Consider the following 16,163-nt stretch of genomic DNA (forward strand, 5'->3'; position numbering starts at 1 on the left):
CGAGAAGGGCTTGGCCATGGCGTTCACGATGCGTCACGTAGTACCCGTGCTGGCGGCGCTGGCCGTCGGCGGGGCCGTCCTCGCGCACCCTGCCGCAGCCGATCCGGACATCGACGGCGAATCCGCCGCGGCGGTCGTCGAGCAGCTGCAGGAACAGGGCTACACCGTGAACGTCAGCGGCGTGCCGAGCGGTGACACGTCGCTGTTGACGACGTGCGTCGTGACCAAGATCGAGAACCCGGGCGGCCCATCGGCCGACCCGACGACCACGTCGCCCGTGACCGTCGACGTGGCCTGTCCGCTGCAACGCGGCTGACGATCAGGTCGCGGCGTGCCGGGCGAGCCAGCGCTTGCCCTCCTTGGCCGCCCGCTTGAGCGCGCCGTACTCGCCCACGTAGTCGACCACCGCACCGACCGCCGGCAGCATGCCGAGGTAGCGGTACACCGACCGGGGCTGTTCGCGCTTGACCAGCTCGTCGTTGATGGCCCGCAGCAGACCCGCGACGCGCCAGAGCGCCCGTGGCACGCCGGCCGGCGCATCGTCGACGGCATTGGTCACGTCGTCGATCGCGTCACCGGTCGCGCCGCCCGTCGTTCCGGCGGAACGGCGCTCGGTCATCGCCGCGGCATCGAGGTCGCGATGGCACAGCACCGCGGCCAGCAGTCGCACCCGTCGGTCGCGGTCGGTGACGCCGTGCTCGCGGGCGACCGCACACAGCACGACCGCCTGGCTGGCGAAACCGAGCAGATCTTGCACCGGCAAGCGGTCCGCCAACACGCCGAGCGCACCGGGGAACGCGACCACGACGGTGTCGAGCGCCCCGACGCGGTGCACCCACCAGTCGGCGCGCTCGTCGACCGACATCGCGTCCCATGACCTGGTGCCCGGCACGTCGGCCGCGTCGAGCACCCACGCCGCCGCGTCGAGGGCCCTTCCCACCGCGCCGTCGGCATTCTGGCTGCGCGCCTTGAGACCCACGGGGTCGGACGCCAGGAGCGTCAGCAGCGGGTCGATGACCGCCACGGCGCGATGCAGCGCACAGGCGACCTCGGCGTCACTCAGGACGGCGGTGGGCGTCGGGATGAGGTTCACCCGACGATCATCCCGTGCGCCGGTCGGGCGCACGGGATGGACCCCGGTCAGGAGGACGAGCCGCCCAGCGCGTTCTCCGAGCCGAGTGCCTCCATCACGGCGTTGGGTCCGTCGAAGCTGTCCTTCTTCAGCCCGCGCAGGGTGGAGACCAGGCCGTCGTCGGCACCATTGGATTCGGCGTGCTTGGCGAGTTCGTCGGCCGTGCCCGGGTAGTCGAATCCGGCGAGGGTCTTCTGCACTTCAGTCACTTGATATCCCATGGCGGCCCGATACCCGTGTCGTGAGGACGGAAACACACCGTCGCACAGCGCGTTCGGACGTTCGGGCCGCCGTGATCGGCCGACGGCGAGCCGTAGAGTCGGATGCGTGTCCACCCGCGAGCTGACCGTCCTGGGCACCGCGAGCCAGGTGCCGACCCGTCATCGCAACCACAACGGCTATCTGCTGCGCTGGGACCGCGAGGGCCTGCTGTTCGACCCGGGCGAGGGCACCCAGCGGCAGCTGCTGTTCGCCGGCGTCGCGGCGAGCAGCGTCACCCGGGTGTGCGTCACGCACTTCCACGGCGACCACTGTCTGGGAGTGCCCGGCATCCTGCAGCGCCTGTCGCTCGACGACGTCCGCCACCCGGTGCACGCCCACTACCCCGCGTCCGGCCGCGAGTTCTTCGCGCGGCTGCGGAATGCGAGCGCCTACCACGAACGCGCCGACGTCCGCGAGGTGCCGGTCGCGGCGGACGGACCGGTCGCCGTCGGCGACTTCGGCGTGCTGGAGGCCCACCGGCTGGACCACCCGGTCGACGCCGTCGGCTACCGGCTCGTCGAACCGGACGGACGGCGGATGCTCCCCGAGGAACTCGCGCGCCACGGCGTCGCCGGTCCGGCGGTCGGGAACCTGCAGCGTGACGGCGCCGTGACGGTCGGTGGGCACACCGTGCACCTCGCGGACGTCAGCGTGCCGCGCCGCGGGCAGCGCTTCGCCTTCGTCATGGACACCCGGCTGTGCGACGCGGTGTACAACCTCGCCGACGGGGTGGACCTCCTGGTCATCGAGGCGACGTTCCTCGACGAGGACGCCGAGCTGGCACGGCAGTACGGCCATCTCACCGCGCGGCAGGCCGCCCGGGTGGCCGCCCACTGCGGTGTCCGCCGCCTGGTGCTGGCGCACTTCTCCCAGCGCTACCCGGACCTCCGCCGCCACCGCGACGAGGCGGCCGAGGAGTTCGACGGCGACCTCGTCATCGCCGAGGACCTGATGCGGGTGGCGGTTCCGGCCCGGATCTGACGGTGCTCGGCCACGGCGGGACACGGGCGACGATTCGACACAGGTGACGATTCGACACGGGCGACGATTCGACGCGGGCGACGCGGGTAGCCCGACGGTGCCGACGAAAGGACATTCGATGCCGAACGAACTGCAGGGCCGCACGATCGCCATCCTCGCCGCCGACGGCGTGGAGAAGGTGGAGCTGGAGCAGCCGCGCGACGCGGTGACCGCCGCGGGCGGTCGGGTCACAGTGCTGTCGCTGAAGACCGACGACATCTCCGCACGCAACCACGACCTCGAGCCCGCCGGCGAGATCGGCGTCGACCGCGCCGTCGGCGACGTGAGCGTCGACGACTTCGACGGGTTGATCCTGCCGGGCGGCACGGTGAATCCCGACAAGCTGCGACTCGACGAGAAGGCGGTGGCCTTCGTCCGCGACTTCGTCACCTCCGGCAAGCCCGTCGCCGCCATCTGCCACGGACCCTGGACCCTGGTCGAGGCCGACGTGGTGCGCGACCGCACGCTGACGTCGTACCCCAGCATCCGCACCGACCTGCGCAACGCGGGCGCGACCGTCGTCGACCAGCAGGTGTGCATCGACGGCAACCTCATCACCAGCCGGTCACCCGAGGACCTTCCGGCCTTCTGCCAGGCGATCACCGACCAGTTCGCGGGCACACCCGCGCACACCTGAGGACTCAGAAGCCGTAGCCCAGTTGGGCAGGCACGTCGGAGGCGAACGCGGCGTCCAGCGCGGCCGGCAGCGCGGGATCGTCGCACCGGAGACGGTGCGCTGCCGCGAACGCCGTGGCGCGATGAGCACCGAGGTACAGGCTGCCGAGCACCGACCGCGAGAGGTGGACGTCGGCCGGGTCCCCGGTCGGTGCGCACTCGGCGACGCCGTCGCGCACGCGTAGTGCGTAGCGCCCACCGCTGCCGAGGGCGTCGTCGGCGACCTCGACGACCGCGGTGAGGTCGGCGCCGTAGCGCCGGGCCCGCAGGACCGCGGGCACGTCGATCGGACGCAACCACAGATCGTCGACGCTCGCGGTCGTGACGACGCGGCGGGCGTCGGTGAGTAGGTAGGGCAGCGGGTCGCCGGGGTGGGTGGTGACGTCGACGCCGTCCATCAGGTCCAGGCCGAGCAGCGCCCGCCACAGCGCGACGTGCGCCGCGGGGGTCACCGCGGCGAACTTCGTGACGCGCGCGGTCCGCGAGGGGCGCTCGCCGTGCACGCGGTAGCACGCGAAGCCGTCGGGGTGCAGGGCGGCGAACAGCGCGGTGCCTCCGGCGCGGGCATCGGCGCGGTCGGCGAACACGTCGTCCCACAACGGTTTCGGCGTGGGCAGCCCTCCCGGTGTCCGCAGTCGCCAGCGCTCGTAGATCTCCTCGATCCGGTCCCGGTGGTCTGCCGGACGCACCATCCGCACGCCGCCCGGGTCGGGTACCTCGGCGTGGAACGCAGCGTCGCGGCGACGCACCGTCAGCGACTGCGTCACCGTCGCCGGCCCGTAGCCGAAGCGGCCGTAGATGCCGCCCTCGGACGCGGTCAACCCCGCGATGGGAGGACCGGCGTCGGCGATGCGCCGGTGCAGCTCGGTGAACATGTCACGGAGCACGCCGCGGCGCCGGTGGGTCGGCGCGACGACGACGTCAGAGACGCCGGCCATCGGCAGGACGGCCCCGCCGGGCACCGTGAGCGACATGTCCAGGTACAGCGCCACGCCCACGACGTCGGGCCCGTCGCACGCGACGACGACGCCGTCCGCGGCGACCATCGACCGCCAGGCGGCGTCGGCCTCCGGCGGCTGATCGGCCCCGAAGCCGACCGCGCTCAGCACGGTGATCGCGGGCCAGTCGGCGTCGTCGGCGGCACGGATGACCGGTCGGGCCGGTGCGCTGGTGGTCATCCCCCGACGGTGTCACAGCCGGGCCGGTGTGCGCACGTGGGTTTTCAGGCGCCGACCATGTCGAACAGCGGGTCGTCGGGACCGATGTCGAACGTGCAGTCGTCCAGGCGCGGATCGGGCACGAAGGACCAGAACATGACGCCGGCGGCGCCGTGCTCCCGGGCCTCGTCGACCAGGTGCGCCACCTCGGCCTTGCGCTCTTGCAGCGAGGTACACGTGCCGGCCCGCACGCCGACCTCGGCGACGAGCAACGGCTTGTGCAGCGCGCGTGCCTGTTCCACGCGGCGCGCCAGCCCATCGCGGGGATCGCCCGGGAAGTAGTCGGTCGACCGGTAGAAGTGGTATTCCAGCACGTCGACGCCGGCCGATGCGGCGACCAGCGCGTAATCGTCACCAGCGGAACCACATTGACCACCGCCGGTGTGTCCACTGAACACCACGGCGTCGGCGTCGAGCGCCCGGATCCGCGCCCCCACCGCGTCGAAGAAGGTCCGTAGCACGGCCGCGGCGTCGGCAGGACAGGCGCGTGTCTGCCACGGACAGCCGTCCTCGGTGCACCGCGACGGTTCCGGCTCGCCGACGGGCGTCCAGCCCGCGAGTGCCGGCGAGTCGCGCCAACGGGTCAGTGCCACCTGCAGCCAGGCGTCGTACGACATGGGCAGTCCGTGGGAGACCTCGGTCCGCCACCCGCCGACGAACCAGTCGTAGTCCTTGACGTAGGAGTTCTCACAGCCGCCCTCGCCACCCGTGAGCACCGCGATCAGCAGCTGATCGTGCCGCGCGGCCGCCGCGAAGACCGCGTCGAGGGCGGTGAAGTCGAGCTGCCCGGTGGCCTTGTTGACCGCGAAGGTCGAGTAGATGTTCACCCGGGTCAGCGAGTGCGCCGGCAGGCTGCCGAAGTACCTGTCGAGGTCGACCTGCGCGCCGCAACCCGCGTTGATCGTCCAGTCGGTGGCGAGCTGGTAGGCGTTGAGGCCGATGGGCCAGAACGCGCGGCCGTCCAACGTGAGCGAAGTCCCGTCGACACCCAGCCGAGCGGCCCGATCGGCATTTGCTGCAGTACCCGTGCGCTCCGGCGCGGACACCGGCACGGGAGGGCGGGGTATGGCAAACAATGCCAGCGCCGTCATTACCGCGAACAGCAACAACAGCCATCGCGACACCCACCCCGTACGGAGCCCCATGCGGCGCAGGCTACCCAGTGCAGCTGCCCGTCACGCGTTTGCGCACGAAATTGACGCTTGGTATGGTTTCGCGCTTCCCGGGCCGTCCGTCAGGCGTAGTCCGGCAGCCGCATGCCCTCCACCGGCAGTGTCGCCATGCGGCGGCCCGCGAGGCTCGCGACCCTGCGGCCGACCGGGCTCGCGGCGGCGCGGGCGGCGGCGCGGAGCGCACGGATGCCTCCCGCCGTCCGAGGATTGGCCCGCCGCAGCTGGCTCGGCTCGATCGTCGGCATCGCCGCGGTGACGGGCCGCAGCACCTTCTCGTAGCGGGCCAGCGCTTCGAGGTGGTCGTCGCCGGCGGCCAGTTCGCCGGCGAGCACGTAGGCCCCGATCAGCCCCATGCTGGTGCCCACTCCCCCGAAGGTGGCGTTGCACGAGGCGGCGTCCCCGAGCAGGGCCACCCGCCCCGCGCTCCACCGCGGCGTCCGGACCCGCCCGACGGCGTCGAAGTAACCGGGCGCGCCGTCGGCCAGGGCGGCGAGGATGCGGGGCGCGGGCCCGCCCACGTCGGCGAAGGTCCGGGCGAGGATCATCTCCTGGTCCGCGCGGGCGAGCCGCTCCAGGCCGCGGACGTCGGACATGAACGTGAGAATGGCGCGCGTCCCGCCCAGGTTGTCCGGCCGCAGGTGGACCGACCGGGATCCCGGCACGTGCAGCCAGTTCCACCACGCGTCGTCGCCCTCGGTCCGCGGGATCGTCAGGTACGCGAAGTACATGCCGAACTCCTCGACGTCCGCGGGGGTGACGAAGCGCCGCGAACGCGAGCGCAGACCCTCGGCGATCACGACGACGTCGGCGTCGAGCCGCGTGCCGTCCTGGAGCACTGCCGTCACGCCGTCGCCATGGTCGGCGACGTCGGCCAGCTGGGTGCCGAAGCGGTAGTCGGTGTCGTCGCGGGTGTGCTCGTGGAGGATCCGGGACAGCTCGCCGCGCAGGATCTCCAGTTCGGCGGTGGGTCCGTCCACGCCGTCGCGGCCGTCGATCGGAAACGACGCCACCGGCGTCCCGTCCTCGGTGACGAAGCGCATGCCGATCTCGCCGGTGTTCGCGGCGCGGATCTCGGCATCGATGCCCATCCGGCGGGCGACCTCGCGGGCGGCACCCCGGACGTCGACGTTCTGCCCCTCCTCGCGGAGTGCCGGATGCCGTTCCAGGATCGTCGTGCGCCACCCCCGCGCGGTGAGCTGATGGGCGAGGGCGGGTCCGGAGATTCCGGCCCCGGAGATGACGGCGTGCGGTGACATGGTGGCGCCTTCCCGGCGACACTCGGATCGCCCGCTCGATTTAACTAGAAAACCGTGATACTCGTTAATCGAACCATTTCCCACGGGGAGGCGCCGTGAAACACGAACGGGACGAGACGGGGCACTGGCTGGCCGGGCTGAGCGGGCCGACGCTGTCGATGCGGCGGTTCCTGACGGCGCACGACGAGCTGCAGCGCCACCAGGCGCGGCGCATGGGGCTCAACGTCACCGACATGCAGGCGCTGCGGATGCTCGACGTCCACGGACCCGCCGGCCCGAGCGAGTTGGCACGTCGCCTCGACGTCCGGTCGGCGTCGATGACGGTGCTGCTCGACCGCCTCGAGGCCGGCGGCCTGGCCGAACGCGTACCCGACCCGGACGACCGCCGCCGGGTCATCGTCCGCGCGCTCCCCGAGGCGGTGGACCGGTTGTTCGACGCTTGGGCGCCCGTCGTGCGCGCGATGGACGACGTGGGACACGCCCTCCCGGCCGCCGAGCAGCAGGCGGTGCAGACGTTCTTCGACCGCGTCGCCGCCGTCGTCGAGGGGAACCTCTCCGCGCCGGAGCGCCGGGAGGAGGCACCCTAGGCGGCCACCGGAGTCAAATGCGTGCGGGCGGCCGCCACGAACTCGGCGACCAGCGGGTTGGGGTCGCCGGGCCGTGCGGCGACGACCACCGTGCTGGGCGGCACGCCGACGACGGGCACGGTGACCAGATCGCCGCGCAGTGAGCTGCGTCGGTCGCCGATCGGGAGGACGGCGATCGCCTGCCCACCCGCGACGAGTTCCAACCGGTCCTCGAAGCGCACCGGCAGTGGCGCCGCCGAGATCGCAACCGGATCCGGGTCGTCGACGCGCGCGGGAAAGATGGAGCGCGGACCGCCGTGCGGACAGAACAACGACTCGTCGCCGGCGACGTCGTCCGCCGTGACGACCGGGCGATCGGCGAGCGGGTGATCGACGGGGACGACCAGCACGCGCGGCTCCTCGTAGAGGACGGTCACGTGAACGGCCGTGTCGCGCACCAACAACGGGTCTCGCGCCACCAGCACGTCGACGCGACCGTCGGTGAACGCCGACTCCTCGAAGCACTCCAGGTGCCGGGTTCCGATCTCGGCCTCCGGATGTCGCTCGCGCAGCACGCGCACCGCCGGCGTGACGACCAGGTCCTCGACGTACCCGACGACGAGTCGCCTCGTGGGTGCATGGGCACGCGCGGTCAGCGCGGCCCGCCGCGCCGCGGCCAGCAGTGCCAGCGCCTCCGGCAGGAAGGCCGCACCAGCCTCGGTCAGGGCGGCACCCTGCGGCGTCCTGTCGAACAACCGGACACCGAGCCGGGATTCGAGCCGCTGAATCTGACGGCTCAGCGACGGCTGCGCCAGGTGCAGCGCGGCCGCCGCGCGGCCGTAGTTGCCGTGCTCGGCGACGACGGTGAAGTAGCGCACCAGTCGCAGCTCGAGATCCGTGCCGAGGTCGTTCACCGCCGTCTCTCCATGGCCCCTTCCAACCCGGTCGGCCGGGTCGGCTATTCCGTTTCGGCATGACGCGGTACCGAACGGGTCTTGGACAGCGTCCGCACCCCGTCGGAACACTCGATGCCGAGACGGACGAAAGGTGGACGCAGATGGGCAGATTCGAGGGCAGGAACGTAGTGATCACCGGCGGCAGCAGCGGCCTCGGCCTGGCGGCGGCGCTATACCTGGTCGACGAGGGCGCCCGCGTCCTGGTGACCGGGCGGCATCCCGACGTGCTCGCCGACGCCGCCCGCCGGCTCGGTGACCGCGGCATCGCAGTGCGCAGTGACACCGGCTCGCTCCCGCAGATCGACGAACTGGCCGCGCGCGTCGCGGAAGAGTTCGGCACGGTGCACGCCCTGATCGTCAATGCCGGCATCGGCAGCTTCGACCCGTTCGACGCCGTCACCGAGCAGACGTTCGACGAGGTGTTCGACATCAACGTCAAGGGACCCTTCTTCACCGTGCAGCGGTTGGCTCCGCTGCTGGCCCCCGGCAGCGGCGTGGTGCTGACGACGTCGACCGCCAACCGGACGGGCTGGGACGCACTCAGCGTCTACTCCGCCAGCAAGGCGGCACTGCGGTCGATGGCACGCACCCTCAGCCGCGAGCTGCTGCCGCGGGGCATTCGCGTCAATGCGATCAGCCCGGGCTCCATCGACACCGGCAAGTTGGAGAAGGAGGTGCCCGAGCGCGCCGCCGCCCTCAAGGAGGCCTTCACGACCGCCAACCCCATGCAGCGCTTCGGCCGGCCCGAGGAATTCGCTCCGGCCGTGGCGTTCCTCGCCTTCGACGCGACGTTCGCCGCCGGGATCGAACTCGTCGTCGACGGCGGACATTCACAACTCTAGGAGGACGACATGACGGACTACACCGACAAGCGCGTGGTGATCACCGGGGGAACCAGCGGCATCGGGCTCGCGACGGCCAAGCTGTTGGACGCCGCCGGCGCCCGCGTGCTCGTCACCGGCCGGACCCCGGCCGCTCTGGCCACGGCACGCGAGGCACTCGGTCCGGCCGCCATCGTGGAGCGCAGCGACGCGGTCACCGGCATCGATGCACTCGCCGAGCGCGCGGAGACCGTGTTCGGTGGCGTGGACCTATTGGTGCTCAACGCCGGCGGAGTGTTGGCCGCTCCGGTCGAGGAAACCACCTCGTCGGCCTTCGACGAGCTGTTCGATCTCAACGTCAAGGCCCCGTTCTTCACCGTGCAGCGGTTCCTGCCGCTGCTGTCGTCCGGCAGCGCAATCGTGTTCGTGACGTCGGTGAGCAACGTGCAGGGCCTGCCCTCGACGAGCGTCTACGCCGCGACCAAGGCGGCGCTGCGCTCGCTCACCCGCACCTTCGCCGGCGAGTTCGTCGAGCGGGGCATCCGGGTGAACGCGGTCTCCCCCGGACCCGTGGGCACCGGCATCCTCGCGCGGTCGATGCCGGCCGACGCGGCGCGGAAGTTCCTCGACCAGATGGCCGCCGGCAACCCGATGCGCCGCCTGGGTGAGCCGGAGGAGATTGCGAAGGCCATCGCGTTCCTGGGCTTCGACGCCACCTTCGCCACCGGTGTCGAACTCGCGGTGGACGGCGGCGTCACGCAACTGTAGGGCCACCGGTGCGCAGCGCGGCGTCCAGTCTGGCCATCGTCCGGGACACGGCGGTGGTGCCCGGCGGTGGCACGGGATAGCGCCGCAGGACGTCGACGAGGGCCGGTGTCGCACGCCGACACGTCCGGCGCAGCGCCGCGTCCACCACGGCACGATCGCCGCCCGCGCGGTGCCCGAGCGCCTCCGCGGCGTACGCGGCGGCCCGCAGGATGTGGCCGACCTGCGTTGCACGGGCGAGGGGATGCAGAAAGGCCGCCGCAGCCGCGTCCCCTGCGGCGTGTGCCGCACACCGCGCCGCCTCGTCGACGGTCTCGCGCGCCGCCCGGTGCGCGTCCACCGCCGCCATCCGCAGGACGTGGGTGCGCGCGGCGCCGTCGGCGAACGCCCGTGCCGCGGCGAGCGCCGCACGCGGTCGCCGGTCGGCCGGGCAGGCGGCTTCGAACAGGCCGAGCACCTCGTCGGCGGCGGCGACGGCGAAGCGCACCACCTCGCGCAGGTCGTCCGCGGTCAGGCTCAGCTCGCCGACGGACACGGACACCCTCCTCGACACTCGTGTCGGTTTCCCGCCAGTGCTGTCGGTGCCGACGTGTAATCGTCGAAGCATGCACGACGACTTCGACCGCTGTTACCGAGCCGTCCAGTCCAAGGACGCCCGGTTCGACGGATGGTTCGTCACGGCTGTGTTGACCACCGGCATCTATTGTCGGCCGAGCTGCCCGGTGCGTCCCCCGTTCGCCCGCAACGTACGGTTCTATCCGACCGCGGCCGCTGCGCACGGCGCCGGTTTCCGGGCGTGCAAGCGCTGCCGCCCGGACGCGTCCCCCGGGTCGCCGGAGTGGAACGTCCGCTCGGACACCGTGGCTCGCACCATGCGCCTCATCGCCGACGGCACGGTCGACCGCGAAGGCGTGACCGGCCTGGCCCGACGCGTCGGTTACACCACCCGGCAGCTCGAGCGGCTGCTGTCGGACGAGGTCGGCGCCAACCCCCTGGCGTTGGCCCGCGCGCAGCGCAGCCAGACCGCGCGCGTGCTGATCGAGACGACGGACCTGCCGTTCGGCGACGTCGCCTTCGCGGCCGGCTTCGCCAGCATCCGGCAGTTCAACGACACCGTGCGCGCGGTGTGCGCGATGACGCCGACCGAACTGCGCCGCCGCGCACGGACGGAGTACGGCGCCGCGACCACCGGCGCGGGTGCCATCTCGCTGCGCCTGCCGGTCCGAACGCCGTTCGCCTACGAGGGTGTGTTCGGCCACCTCGCGGCCTGCGGCATCCCGGGCGTCGAGGAGGTGCGCGACGGCGCCTTCCGTCGCACGATGCGACTGCCGTCGGGCACGGCGATCGTCGGCCTGCGGCCGCGCGTCGACCACGTGCTGTGCGAGGTGGTGCTCGACGACTTCCGCGACCTCGCCACGGCGATCGCCCGGGCCCGGCGGCTGCTCGACCTCGACGCCGACCCGGAGGCCGTCGTCGACGCCCTCGGCACGGACGAACACCTCGCCGCGATCGTCGCGAAGGCACCCGGTCAGCGCATCCCCCGCACGGTGGACGAGCACGAACTGGCCATCCGCGTCGTCCTCGGCCAGCAGGTCTCGACGAAGGCAGCCCGCACTCATGCACGCCGGCTCGTCGAGGCCTACGGTTCGCCGCTGCGCGACGCCGCCGGCGGCCTGACGCACCTGTTCCCGGACGTCTCGCAGCTGGCCGACGTCGACCCGGCACTGCTCAAGTTTCCCAAGGCGCGGCAACGCACGCTGCTCGGGCTCATCCAGGCACTCGCGGACGGCGACGTCACGCTGGACGCCGGCTGCGACTGGGCCGATGCCCGCGAGCGTCTGCTCGCACTGCCCGGCATCGGTCCGTGGACCACCGAGGTGATCGCCATGCGGGGTCTGGGCGATCCCGACGCCTTCCCCGCCAGCGACCTCGGCGTGCTGGCGGCGGCCAAGCGGGTCGGGCTGCCCGCCGATGCCCGCGGGTTGACGGCGCACAGTGGTCGCTGGCGACCGTGGCGGGCGTACGCGACGCAACACCTGTGGACGTCGCTCGATCACGACGTCAACGTATGGCCCCCGAAGGAGCACTGATGGAGACATTGCAGATGCGGACGGTCGACAGCCCGGTCGGCCTGCTGACACTGGCCGGCAGCCGCGGACGGTTGCGCCACCTGCGGATGGTGGATCAGACCCACGAACCGAGCCGTGTGGGCTGGGAGGTCGACGACGACGCATTCGGCGACGCCGTCGAACAGCTCGCCGCGTACTTCGCCGGCGATCTGGTCGCCTTCGATGTCGACCTCGACCTCGTCGGCACGGAGTTCCAGCGCCGGGTGTGGCAGGCGCTGCTCACCATCCCGTATGGGGAGACCCGGTCCTACGGCGCGATTGCGACGCAACTCGGGTCACCCGGCGCCTCGCGGGCCGTCGGGCTTGCCAATGGGCACAATCCGGTCGGGATCATCGTGCCGTGCCACCGGGTGATCGGCGCCAATGGCAATCTGACGGGCTACGGCGGCGGATTGGCGCGCAAGCGCCACCTGCTCGACATGGAACGGGCGCGACGGACGCCGGCGCTCTTCGACTGAGTATTCGTCACGAACAATGGCGTAGAAATGGCCGTCGAAAAATGGCCGTCGAAATTGCGCCATGGATGCGTGAATGGCGGTCGCGAGAATGTCGATGAACGACGATTGAGACGTGAAAATGCCTGTGGCCCTCGATCGACATCGAGGGCCACAGGACCAAAGGGTGTTCGGCGGTGTCCTACTTTTCCACCCGTGTGGGTAGTATCATCGGCGCTGGCAGGCTTAGCTTCCGGGTTCGGGATGGGACCGGGCGTTTCCCTGCCGCTATTACCGCCGTAACTCTATTCACTTGGCCCCGGATTATTTTGGTGGTGGGGTGTGGTCGTGTTCGTGGATTGTGTGGTTGCGCGTTTGTGGTGTGCACACTCTGTCGATGGGTGTGTGTAAGTTTTCGGCCGGTTAGTGCCAGTTCCCTGAACCCATTGCTGGGCGTGTAGGTCTGGTCTATCGATCCCGTGGTCTGCGGGGGGCCTTATCCCACTTGATGGGTGAGAAGCCTGGTCTTGGAGGGGGTTTCCCGCTTAGATGCTTTCAGCGGTTATCCTGTCCGAACGTGGCTATCCAGCCGTGCCCCTGGTGGGACAACTGGTAGACCAGAGGTTCGTCCGTCCCGGTCCTCTCGTACTAGGGACAGATTTCCTCAAGCTTCTGACGCGCGCGGCGGATAGAGACCGAACTGTCTCACGACGTTCTAAACCCAGCTCGCGTGCCGCTTTAATGGGCGAACAGCCCAACCCTTGGGACCTGCTCCAGCCCCAGGATGCGACGAGCCGACATCGAGGTGCCAAACCATCCCGTCGATATGGACTCTTGGGGAAGATCAGCCTGTTATCCCCGGGGTACCTTTTATCCGTTGAGCGACACCCCTTCCACTCGGGGGTGCCGGATCACTAGTCCCGACTTTCGTCCCTGCTCGACATGTTCGTCTCGCAGTCAAGCTCCCTTGTGCACTTACACTCAACACCTGATTGCCGTCCAGGTTGAGGGAACCTTTGGGCGCCTCCGTTACTCTTTTGGAGGCAACCGCCCCAGTTAAACTACCCACCAGGCACTGTCCCTGAACCGGATATACGGTTCGAAGTTAGAAGCCCAATACGATCAGAGTGGTATTTCAACGATGACTCCACCCACACTGGCGTGCGAGTTTCACAGTCTCCCACCTATCCTACACAAACCGTATCGAGCGCCAATACCAAGTTGTAGTGAAGGTCCCGGGGTCTTTTCGTCCTGCCGCGCGTAACGAGCATCTTTACTCGTAGTGCAATTTCGCCGAGTCTATGGTTGAGACAGTTGAGAAGTCGTTACGCCATTCGTGCAGGTCGGAACTTACCCGACAAGGAATTTCGCTACCTTAGGATGGTTATAGTTACCACCGCCGTTTACTGGGGCTTAAATTCTCAGCTTCACCCCCGAAGGGATTAACCGGTCCTCTTAACCTTCCAGCACCGGGCAGGCGTCAGTCCGTATACATCGTCTTGCGACTTCGCACGGACCTGTGTTTTTAGTAAACAGTCGCTTCTCACTGGTTTGTGCCACCCCCTCCCGCTGCCGGCCGCAAGGGCCATGACGGCATGGGGGTCCCCCTTCTCCCGAAGTTACGGGGGTATTTTGCCGAGTTCCTTAACCATAGTTCACTCGTACGCCTTGGTATTCTCTACCTGACCACCTGTGTCGGTTTGGGGTACGGGCCGTGTTAGCACTCGCTAGAGGCTTTTCTTGGCAGCATAGGATCACCGAATTCGCCTCACTCGGCTATGCATCACCTCTCGGACTGAGTGAACGACGGATTTGCCTATCGTTCGTCCTACGGGCTTGCCCCAGTATTACCACTGACTGGTACGGCTACCTTCCTGCGTCACCCCATCGCTTGACTACTACCAGAGAAGGTCCCGCGCAGCCGGCGGACCTCGCACCCCGAAGGGATTGATGGCCCGCCCTTTGGGCGGTTAGTACCTCTGATTCATCAGGGACGCGCACACACGGGTACGGGAATATCAACCCGTTGTCCATCGACTACGCCTGTCGGCCTCGCCTTAGGTCCCGACTCACCCTGGGCGGACTGGCCTGGCCCAGGAACCCTTGGTCTTTCGGCGGGCAAGGTTCTCACTTGCCTTATCGCTACTCATGCCTGCATTCTCACTCCCACACCCTCCACAACTAGCTCACGCTGCTGCTTCACCGGATGCAGGACGCTCCCCTACCCAACGATTACTCGTTGCCGCGGCTTCGGCGGTGTGCTTGAGCCCCGCTACATTATCGGCGCACAATCACTTGACCAGTGAGCTATTACGCACTCTTTCAAGGGTGGCTGCTTCTAAGCCAACCTCCTGGTTGTCTTCGCGACTGCACATCCTTTTCCACTTAGCACACGCTTAGGGGCCTTAGCCGGCGATCTGGGCTGTTTCCCTCTCGACGTACGGAGCTTATCCCCCGCCGTCTCACTGCCGCACTCTTGGACTTGTCGGCATTCGGAGTTTGGCTGACGTCAGTAACCTAGTAGGGCCCATCGGCCATCCAGTAGCTCTACCTCCAACAAGAAACATGCGACGCTGCACCTAAATGCATTTCGGGGAGAACCAGCTATCACGGAGTTTGATTGGCCTTTCACCCCTACCCACAACTCATCCCCTCAGTCTTCAACCTAAGTGGGTTCGGGCCTCCACGCGGTCTTACCCGCGCTTCACCCTGGCCATGGGTAGATCACTCCGCTTCGGGTCCAGAACACACCACTACACCAGCCACTGTTGACTGGATACGCCCTATTCAGACTCGCTTTCGCTGCGGCTACCCCACCCGGGTTAACCTCGCGACATGTCCCTGACTCGCAGGCTCATTCTTCAAAAGGCACGCCATCACCCCACCACGAAGGAGGGCTCTGACGGATTGTAAGCGCACGGTTTCAGGTACTATTTCACTCCCCTCCCGGGGTACTTTTCACCATTCCCTCACGGTACTAATCCGCTATCGGTCATCAGAAGGTATTCAGGCTTACCGGGTGGTCCCGGCAGATTCACAGCAGATTCCACGGGCCCGCTGCTACTCGGGAACACCATCAAGGCAGGCATCGGATTTTCACGTACCGGGCTCTCACCGTCTACGGCAGGCCATCCCAAGACCACTTCCGCTAACCACGACACTTTCTCACTGCCCTCCAGATAGGTAGACCTGGAAAGATGGGTCCCACAACCCCGCACACACAACCCCTACCCGGTATCACATGCATGCGGTTTAGCCATCCTCCGCTTTCGCTCGCCACTACTCACGGAATCACTGTTGTTTTCTCTTCCTACGGGTACTGAGATGTTTCACTTCCCCGCGTTACCTCCCGCACCCTATGTATTCAGATACGGGTAACACGACATCACTCGTGCTGGGTTTCCCCATTCGGACACCCTCGGATCCACGCTCGGTTGGCAGCTCCCCGAGGCATATCGCAGCCTCCCACGTCCTTCATCGGCCTCTGATGCCAAGGCATCCACCATGCGCCCTTAAACACTTACAAGCACAAAACCATTAAACAGAGAAATCACACCACAACAGCACCACACACCAAGCACACCCGAACCGAAACCCGGACCCACTCACCATGCGGCACTGATGCTCGCAACCACTATCCACGAATCAAACACCACACCCCACCACCAAGCGGGGCAACAACAAGACCACCCGAAACCAATCGAGCCGACACCCCACACCACCACCCACCCCCCAAAAAAGGGGACAGGCGGCCGGTGC

At 68.5% G+C, this 16,163-nt stretch carries 15 protein-coding genes and 2 rRNA genes; 8 read left to right on the forward strand and 9 right to left on the reverse strand.

From position 1 onward, the window contains the following. Positions 1–28: 28 nt before the first annotated feature. Complete coding sequence (locus FZ046_RS25020) at positions 29–316, forward strand: hypothetical protein (RefSeq protein ID WP_125939675.1); 288 nt, start codon at positions 29–31, stop codon at positions 314–316. Between the two features lie 3 nt (positions 317–319). On the opposite strand, the gene FZ046_RS25025 is transcribed toward FZ046_RS25020, so the two are convergent. Together FZ046_RS25025 and FZ046_RS25030 are read right to left on the reverse strand one after the other, a co-directional pair. Next, positions 320–1,093 (reverse strand): hypothetical protein, encoded by a 774-nt coding sequence (locus FZ046_RS25025; protein WP_070351905.1) that lies wholly within the window; start codon positions 1,091–1,093, stop codon positions 320–322. Positions 1,094–1,140: 47 nt separating this feature from the next. After that, on the reverse strand, positions 1,141–1,341 hold the full coding sequence (locus FZ046_RS25030) for a DUF2795 domain-containing protein (protein WP_246182856.1): 201 nt from the start codon (positions 1,339–1,341) through the stop codon (positions 1,141–1,143). 118 nt (positions 1,342–1,459) lie between these two features. Between FZ046_RS25030 and FZ046_RS25035 the strand changes: the two genes are divergently transcribed. Together FZ046_RS25035 and FZ046_RS25040 are read left to right on the forward strand one after the other, a co-directional pair. After that, positions 1,460–2,374 carry a ribonuclease Z gene (locus FZ046_RS25035; protein ID WP_070351907.1) on the forward strand — a complete coding sequence of 305 codons (915 nt, stop codon included), beginning with the start codon at positions 1,460–1,462 and terminating at the stop codon, positions 2,372–2,374. A 118-nt stretch (positions 2,375–2,492) separates the two neighbouring features. Further along, positions 2,493–3,050 carry a type 1 glutamine amidotransferase domain-containing protein gene (locus FZ046_RS25040; protein ID WP_070351908.1) on the forward strand — a complete coding sequence of 186 codons (558 nt, stop codon included), beginning with the start codon at positions 2,493–2,495 and terminating at the stop codon, positions 3,048–3,050. A 4-nt stretch (positions 3,051–3,054) separates the two neighbouring features. On the opposite strand, the gene FZ046_RS25045 is transcribed toward FZ046_RS25040, so the two are convergent. The 3 genes from FZ046_RS25045 to FZ046_RS25055 form a co-directional block, all read right to left on the reverse strand. Then, positions 3,055–4,266, reverse strand: a complete 1,212-nt coding sequence (locus tag FZ046_RS25045) for an enhanced intracellular survival protein Eis (RefSeq protein WP_070351909.1) — start codon at positions 4,264–4,266, stop codon at positions 3,055–3,057. 44 nt (positions 4,267–4,310) lie between these two features. Beyond that, positions 4,311–5,450 (reverse strand): beta-mannosidase, encoded by a 1,140-nt coding sequence (locus FZ046_RS25050; RefSeq protein ID WP_246182857.1) that lies wholly within the window; start codon positions 5,448–5,450, stop codon positions 4,311–4,313. An 89-nt stretch (positions 5,451–5,539) separates the two neighbouring features. Further along, positions 5,540–6,733 (reverse strand): FAD-dependent monooxygenase, encoded by a 1,194-nt coding sequence (locus FZ046_RS25055; RefSeq protein WP_070351910.1) that lies wholly within the window; start codon positions 6,731–6,733, stop codon positions 5,540–5,542. Positions 6,734–6,828: 95 nt separating this feature from the next. Here FZ046_RS25055 and FZ046_RS25060 point away from each other — a divergent pair, with 95 nt between their 5' ends. Continuing rightward, on the forward strand, positions 6,829–7,320 hold the full coding sequence (locus FZ046_RS25060; RefSeq protein WP_070351911.1) for a MarR family winged helix-turn-helix transcriptional regulator: 492 nt from the start codon (positions 6,829–6,831) through the stop codon (positions 7,318–7,320). Here the strand turns inward: FZ046_RS25060 and FZ046_RS25065 are convergent. After that, positions 7,317–8,213 (reverse strand): LysR family transcriptional regulator, encoded by an 897-nt coding sequence (locus FZ046_RS25065; RefSeq protein WP_070351912.1) that lies wholly within the window; start codon positions 8,211–8,213, stop codon positions 7,317–7,319. The genes FZ046_RS25060 and FZ046_RS25065 overlap by 4 nt on opposite strands. Before the next feature lie 143 nt (positions 8,214–8,356). On the opposite strand from FZ046_RS25065, the gene FZ046_RS25070 reads away from it, so the two are divergent. Together FZ046_RS25070 and FZ046_RS25075 are read left to right on the forward strand one after the other, a co-directional pair. After that, on the forward strand, positions 8,357–9,097 hold the full coding sequence (locus FZ046_RS25070) for an SDR family oxidoreductase (RefSeq protein ID WP_070351913.1): 741 nt from the start codon (positions 8,357–8,359) through the stop codon (positions 9,095–9,097). A gap of 9 nt (positions 9,098–9,106) precedes the next feature. Then, positions 9,107–9,844: an SDR family oxidoreductase gene (locus FZ046_RS25075; RefSeq protein WP_070351914.1), complete on the forward strand. Its 738-nt coding sequence runs from the start codon at positions 9,107–9,109 to the stop codon at positions 9,842–9,844. Here FZ046_RS25075 and FZ046_RS25080 read toward each other — a convergent pair. Then, the gene (locus FZ046_RS25080; protein ID WP_328514354.1) at positions 9,831–10,376 is read right to left on the reverse strand and encodes a putative immunity protein; all 546 of its coding nucleotides are present in this window, start codon (positions 10,374–10,376) and stop codon (positions 9,831–9,833) included. The genes FZ046_RS25075 and FZ046_RS25080 overlap by 14 nt on opposite strands. A 70-nt stretch (positions 10,377–10,446) precedes the next feature. Here FZ046_RS25080 and FZ046_RS25085 point away from each other — a divergent pair, with 70 nt between their 5' ends. Together FZ046_RS25085 and FZ046_RS25090 are read left to right on the forward strand one after the other, a co-directional pair. Next, on the forward strand, positions 10,447–11,931 hold the full coding sequence (locus tag FZ046_RS25085) for a DNA-3-methyladenine glycosylase 2 family protein (RefSeq protein WP_070351916.1): 1,485 nt from the start codon (positions 10,447–10,449) through the stop codon (positions 11,929–11,931). After that, positions 11,931–12,428, forward strand: a complete 498-nt coding sequence (locus FZ046_RS25090; protein WP_070351917.1) for a methylated-DNA--[protein]-cysteine S-methyltransferase — start codon at positions 11,931–11,933, stop codon at positions 12,426–12,428. The genes FZ046_RS25085 and FZ046_RS25090 overlap by 1 nt, the downstream gene beginning before the upstream one ends. A gap of 165 nt (positions 12,429–12,593) precedes the next feature. Here the strand turns inward: FZ046_RS25090 and rrf are convergent. Beyond that, positions 12,594–12,706, reverse strand: a 5S ribosomal RNA gene (rrf, locus tag FZ046_RS25095). A 101-nt stretch (positions 12,707–12,807) separates the two neighbouring features. Continuing rightward, positions 12,808–15,930 (reverse strand): 23S ribosomal RNA (locus tag FZ046_RS25100). Positions 15,931–16,163: the final 233 nt, after the last annotated feature.

Source organism: Mycolicibacterium grossiae, assembly GCF_008329645.1.
Lineage (GTDB): Bacteria > Actinomycetota > Actinomycetes > Mycobacteriales > Mycobacteriaceae > Mycobacterium > Mycobacterium grossiae.

Coding starts and splice junctions, on each gene's coding strand:
- FZ046_RS25020 (WP_125939675.1), top strand. CDS start 29: ATGCGTCACGTAGTACCCGTGCTGGCGGCGCTGGCCGTCGGCGGGGCC.
- FZ046_RS25040 (WP_070351908.1), top strand. CDS start 2,493: ATGCCGAACGAACTGCAGGGCCGCACGATCGCCATCCTCGCCGCCGAC.
- FZ046_RS25045 (WP_070351909.1), bottom strand. CDS start 4,266: ATGACCACCAGCGCACCGGCCCGACCGGTCATCCGTGCCGCCGACGAC.
- FZ046_RS25050 (WP_246182857.1), bottom strand. CDS start 5,450: ATGGGGCTCCGTACGGGGTGGGTGTCGCGATGGCTGTTGTTGCTGTTC.
- FZ046_RS25055 (WP_070351910.1), bottom strand. CDS start 6,733: ATGTCACCGCACGCCGTCATCTCCGGGGCCGGAATCTCCGGACCCGCC.
- FZ046_RS25070 (WP_070351913.1), top strand. CDS start 8,357: ATGGGCAGATTCGAGGGCAGGAACGTAGTGATCACCGGCGGCAGCAGC.
- FZ046_RS25075 (WP_070351914.1), top strand. CDS start 9,107: ATGACGGACTACACCGACAAGCGCGTGGTGATCACCGGGGGAACCAGC.
- FZ046_RS25085 (WP_070351916.1), top strand. CDS start 10,447: ATGCACGACGACTTCGACCGCTGTTACCGAGCCGTCCAGTCCAAGGAC.
- FZ046_RS25090 (WP_070351917.1), top strand. CDS start 11,931: ATGGAGACATTGCAGATGCGGACGGTCGACAGCCCGGTCGGCCTGCTG.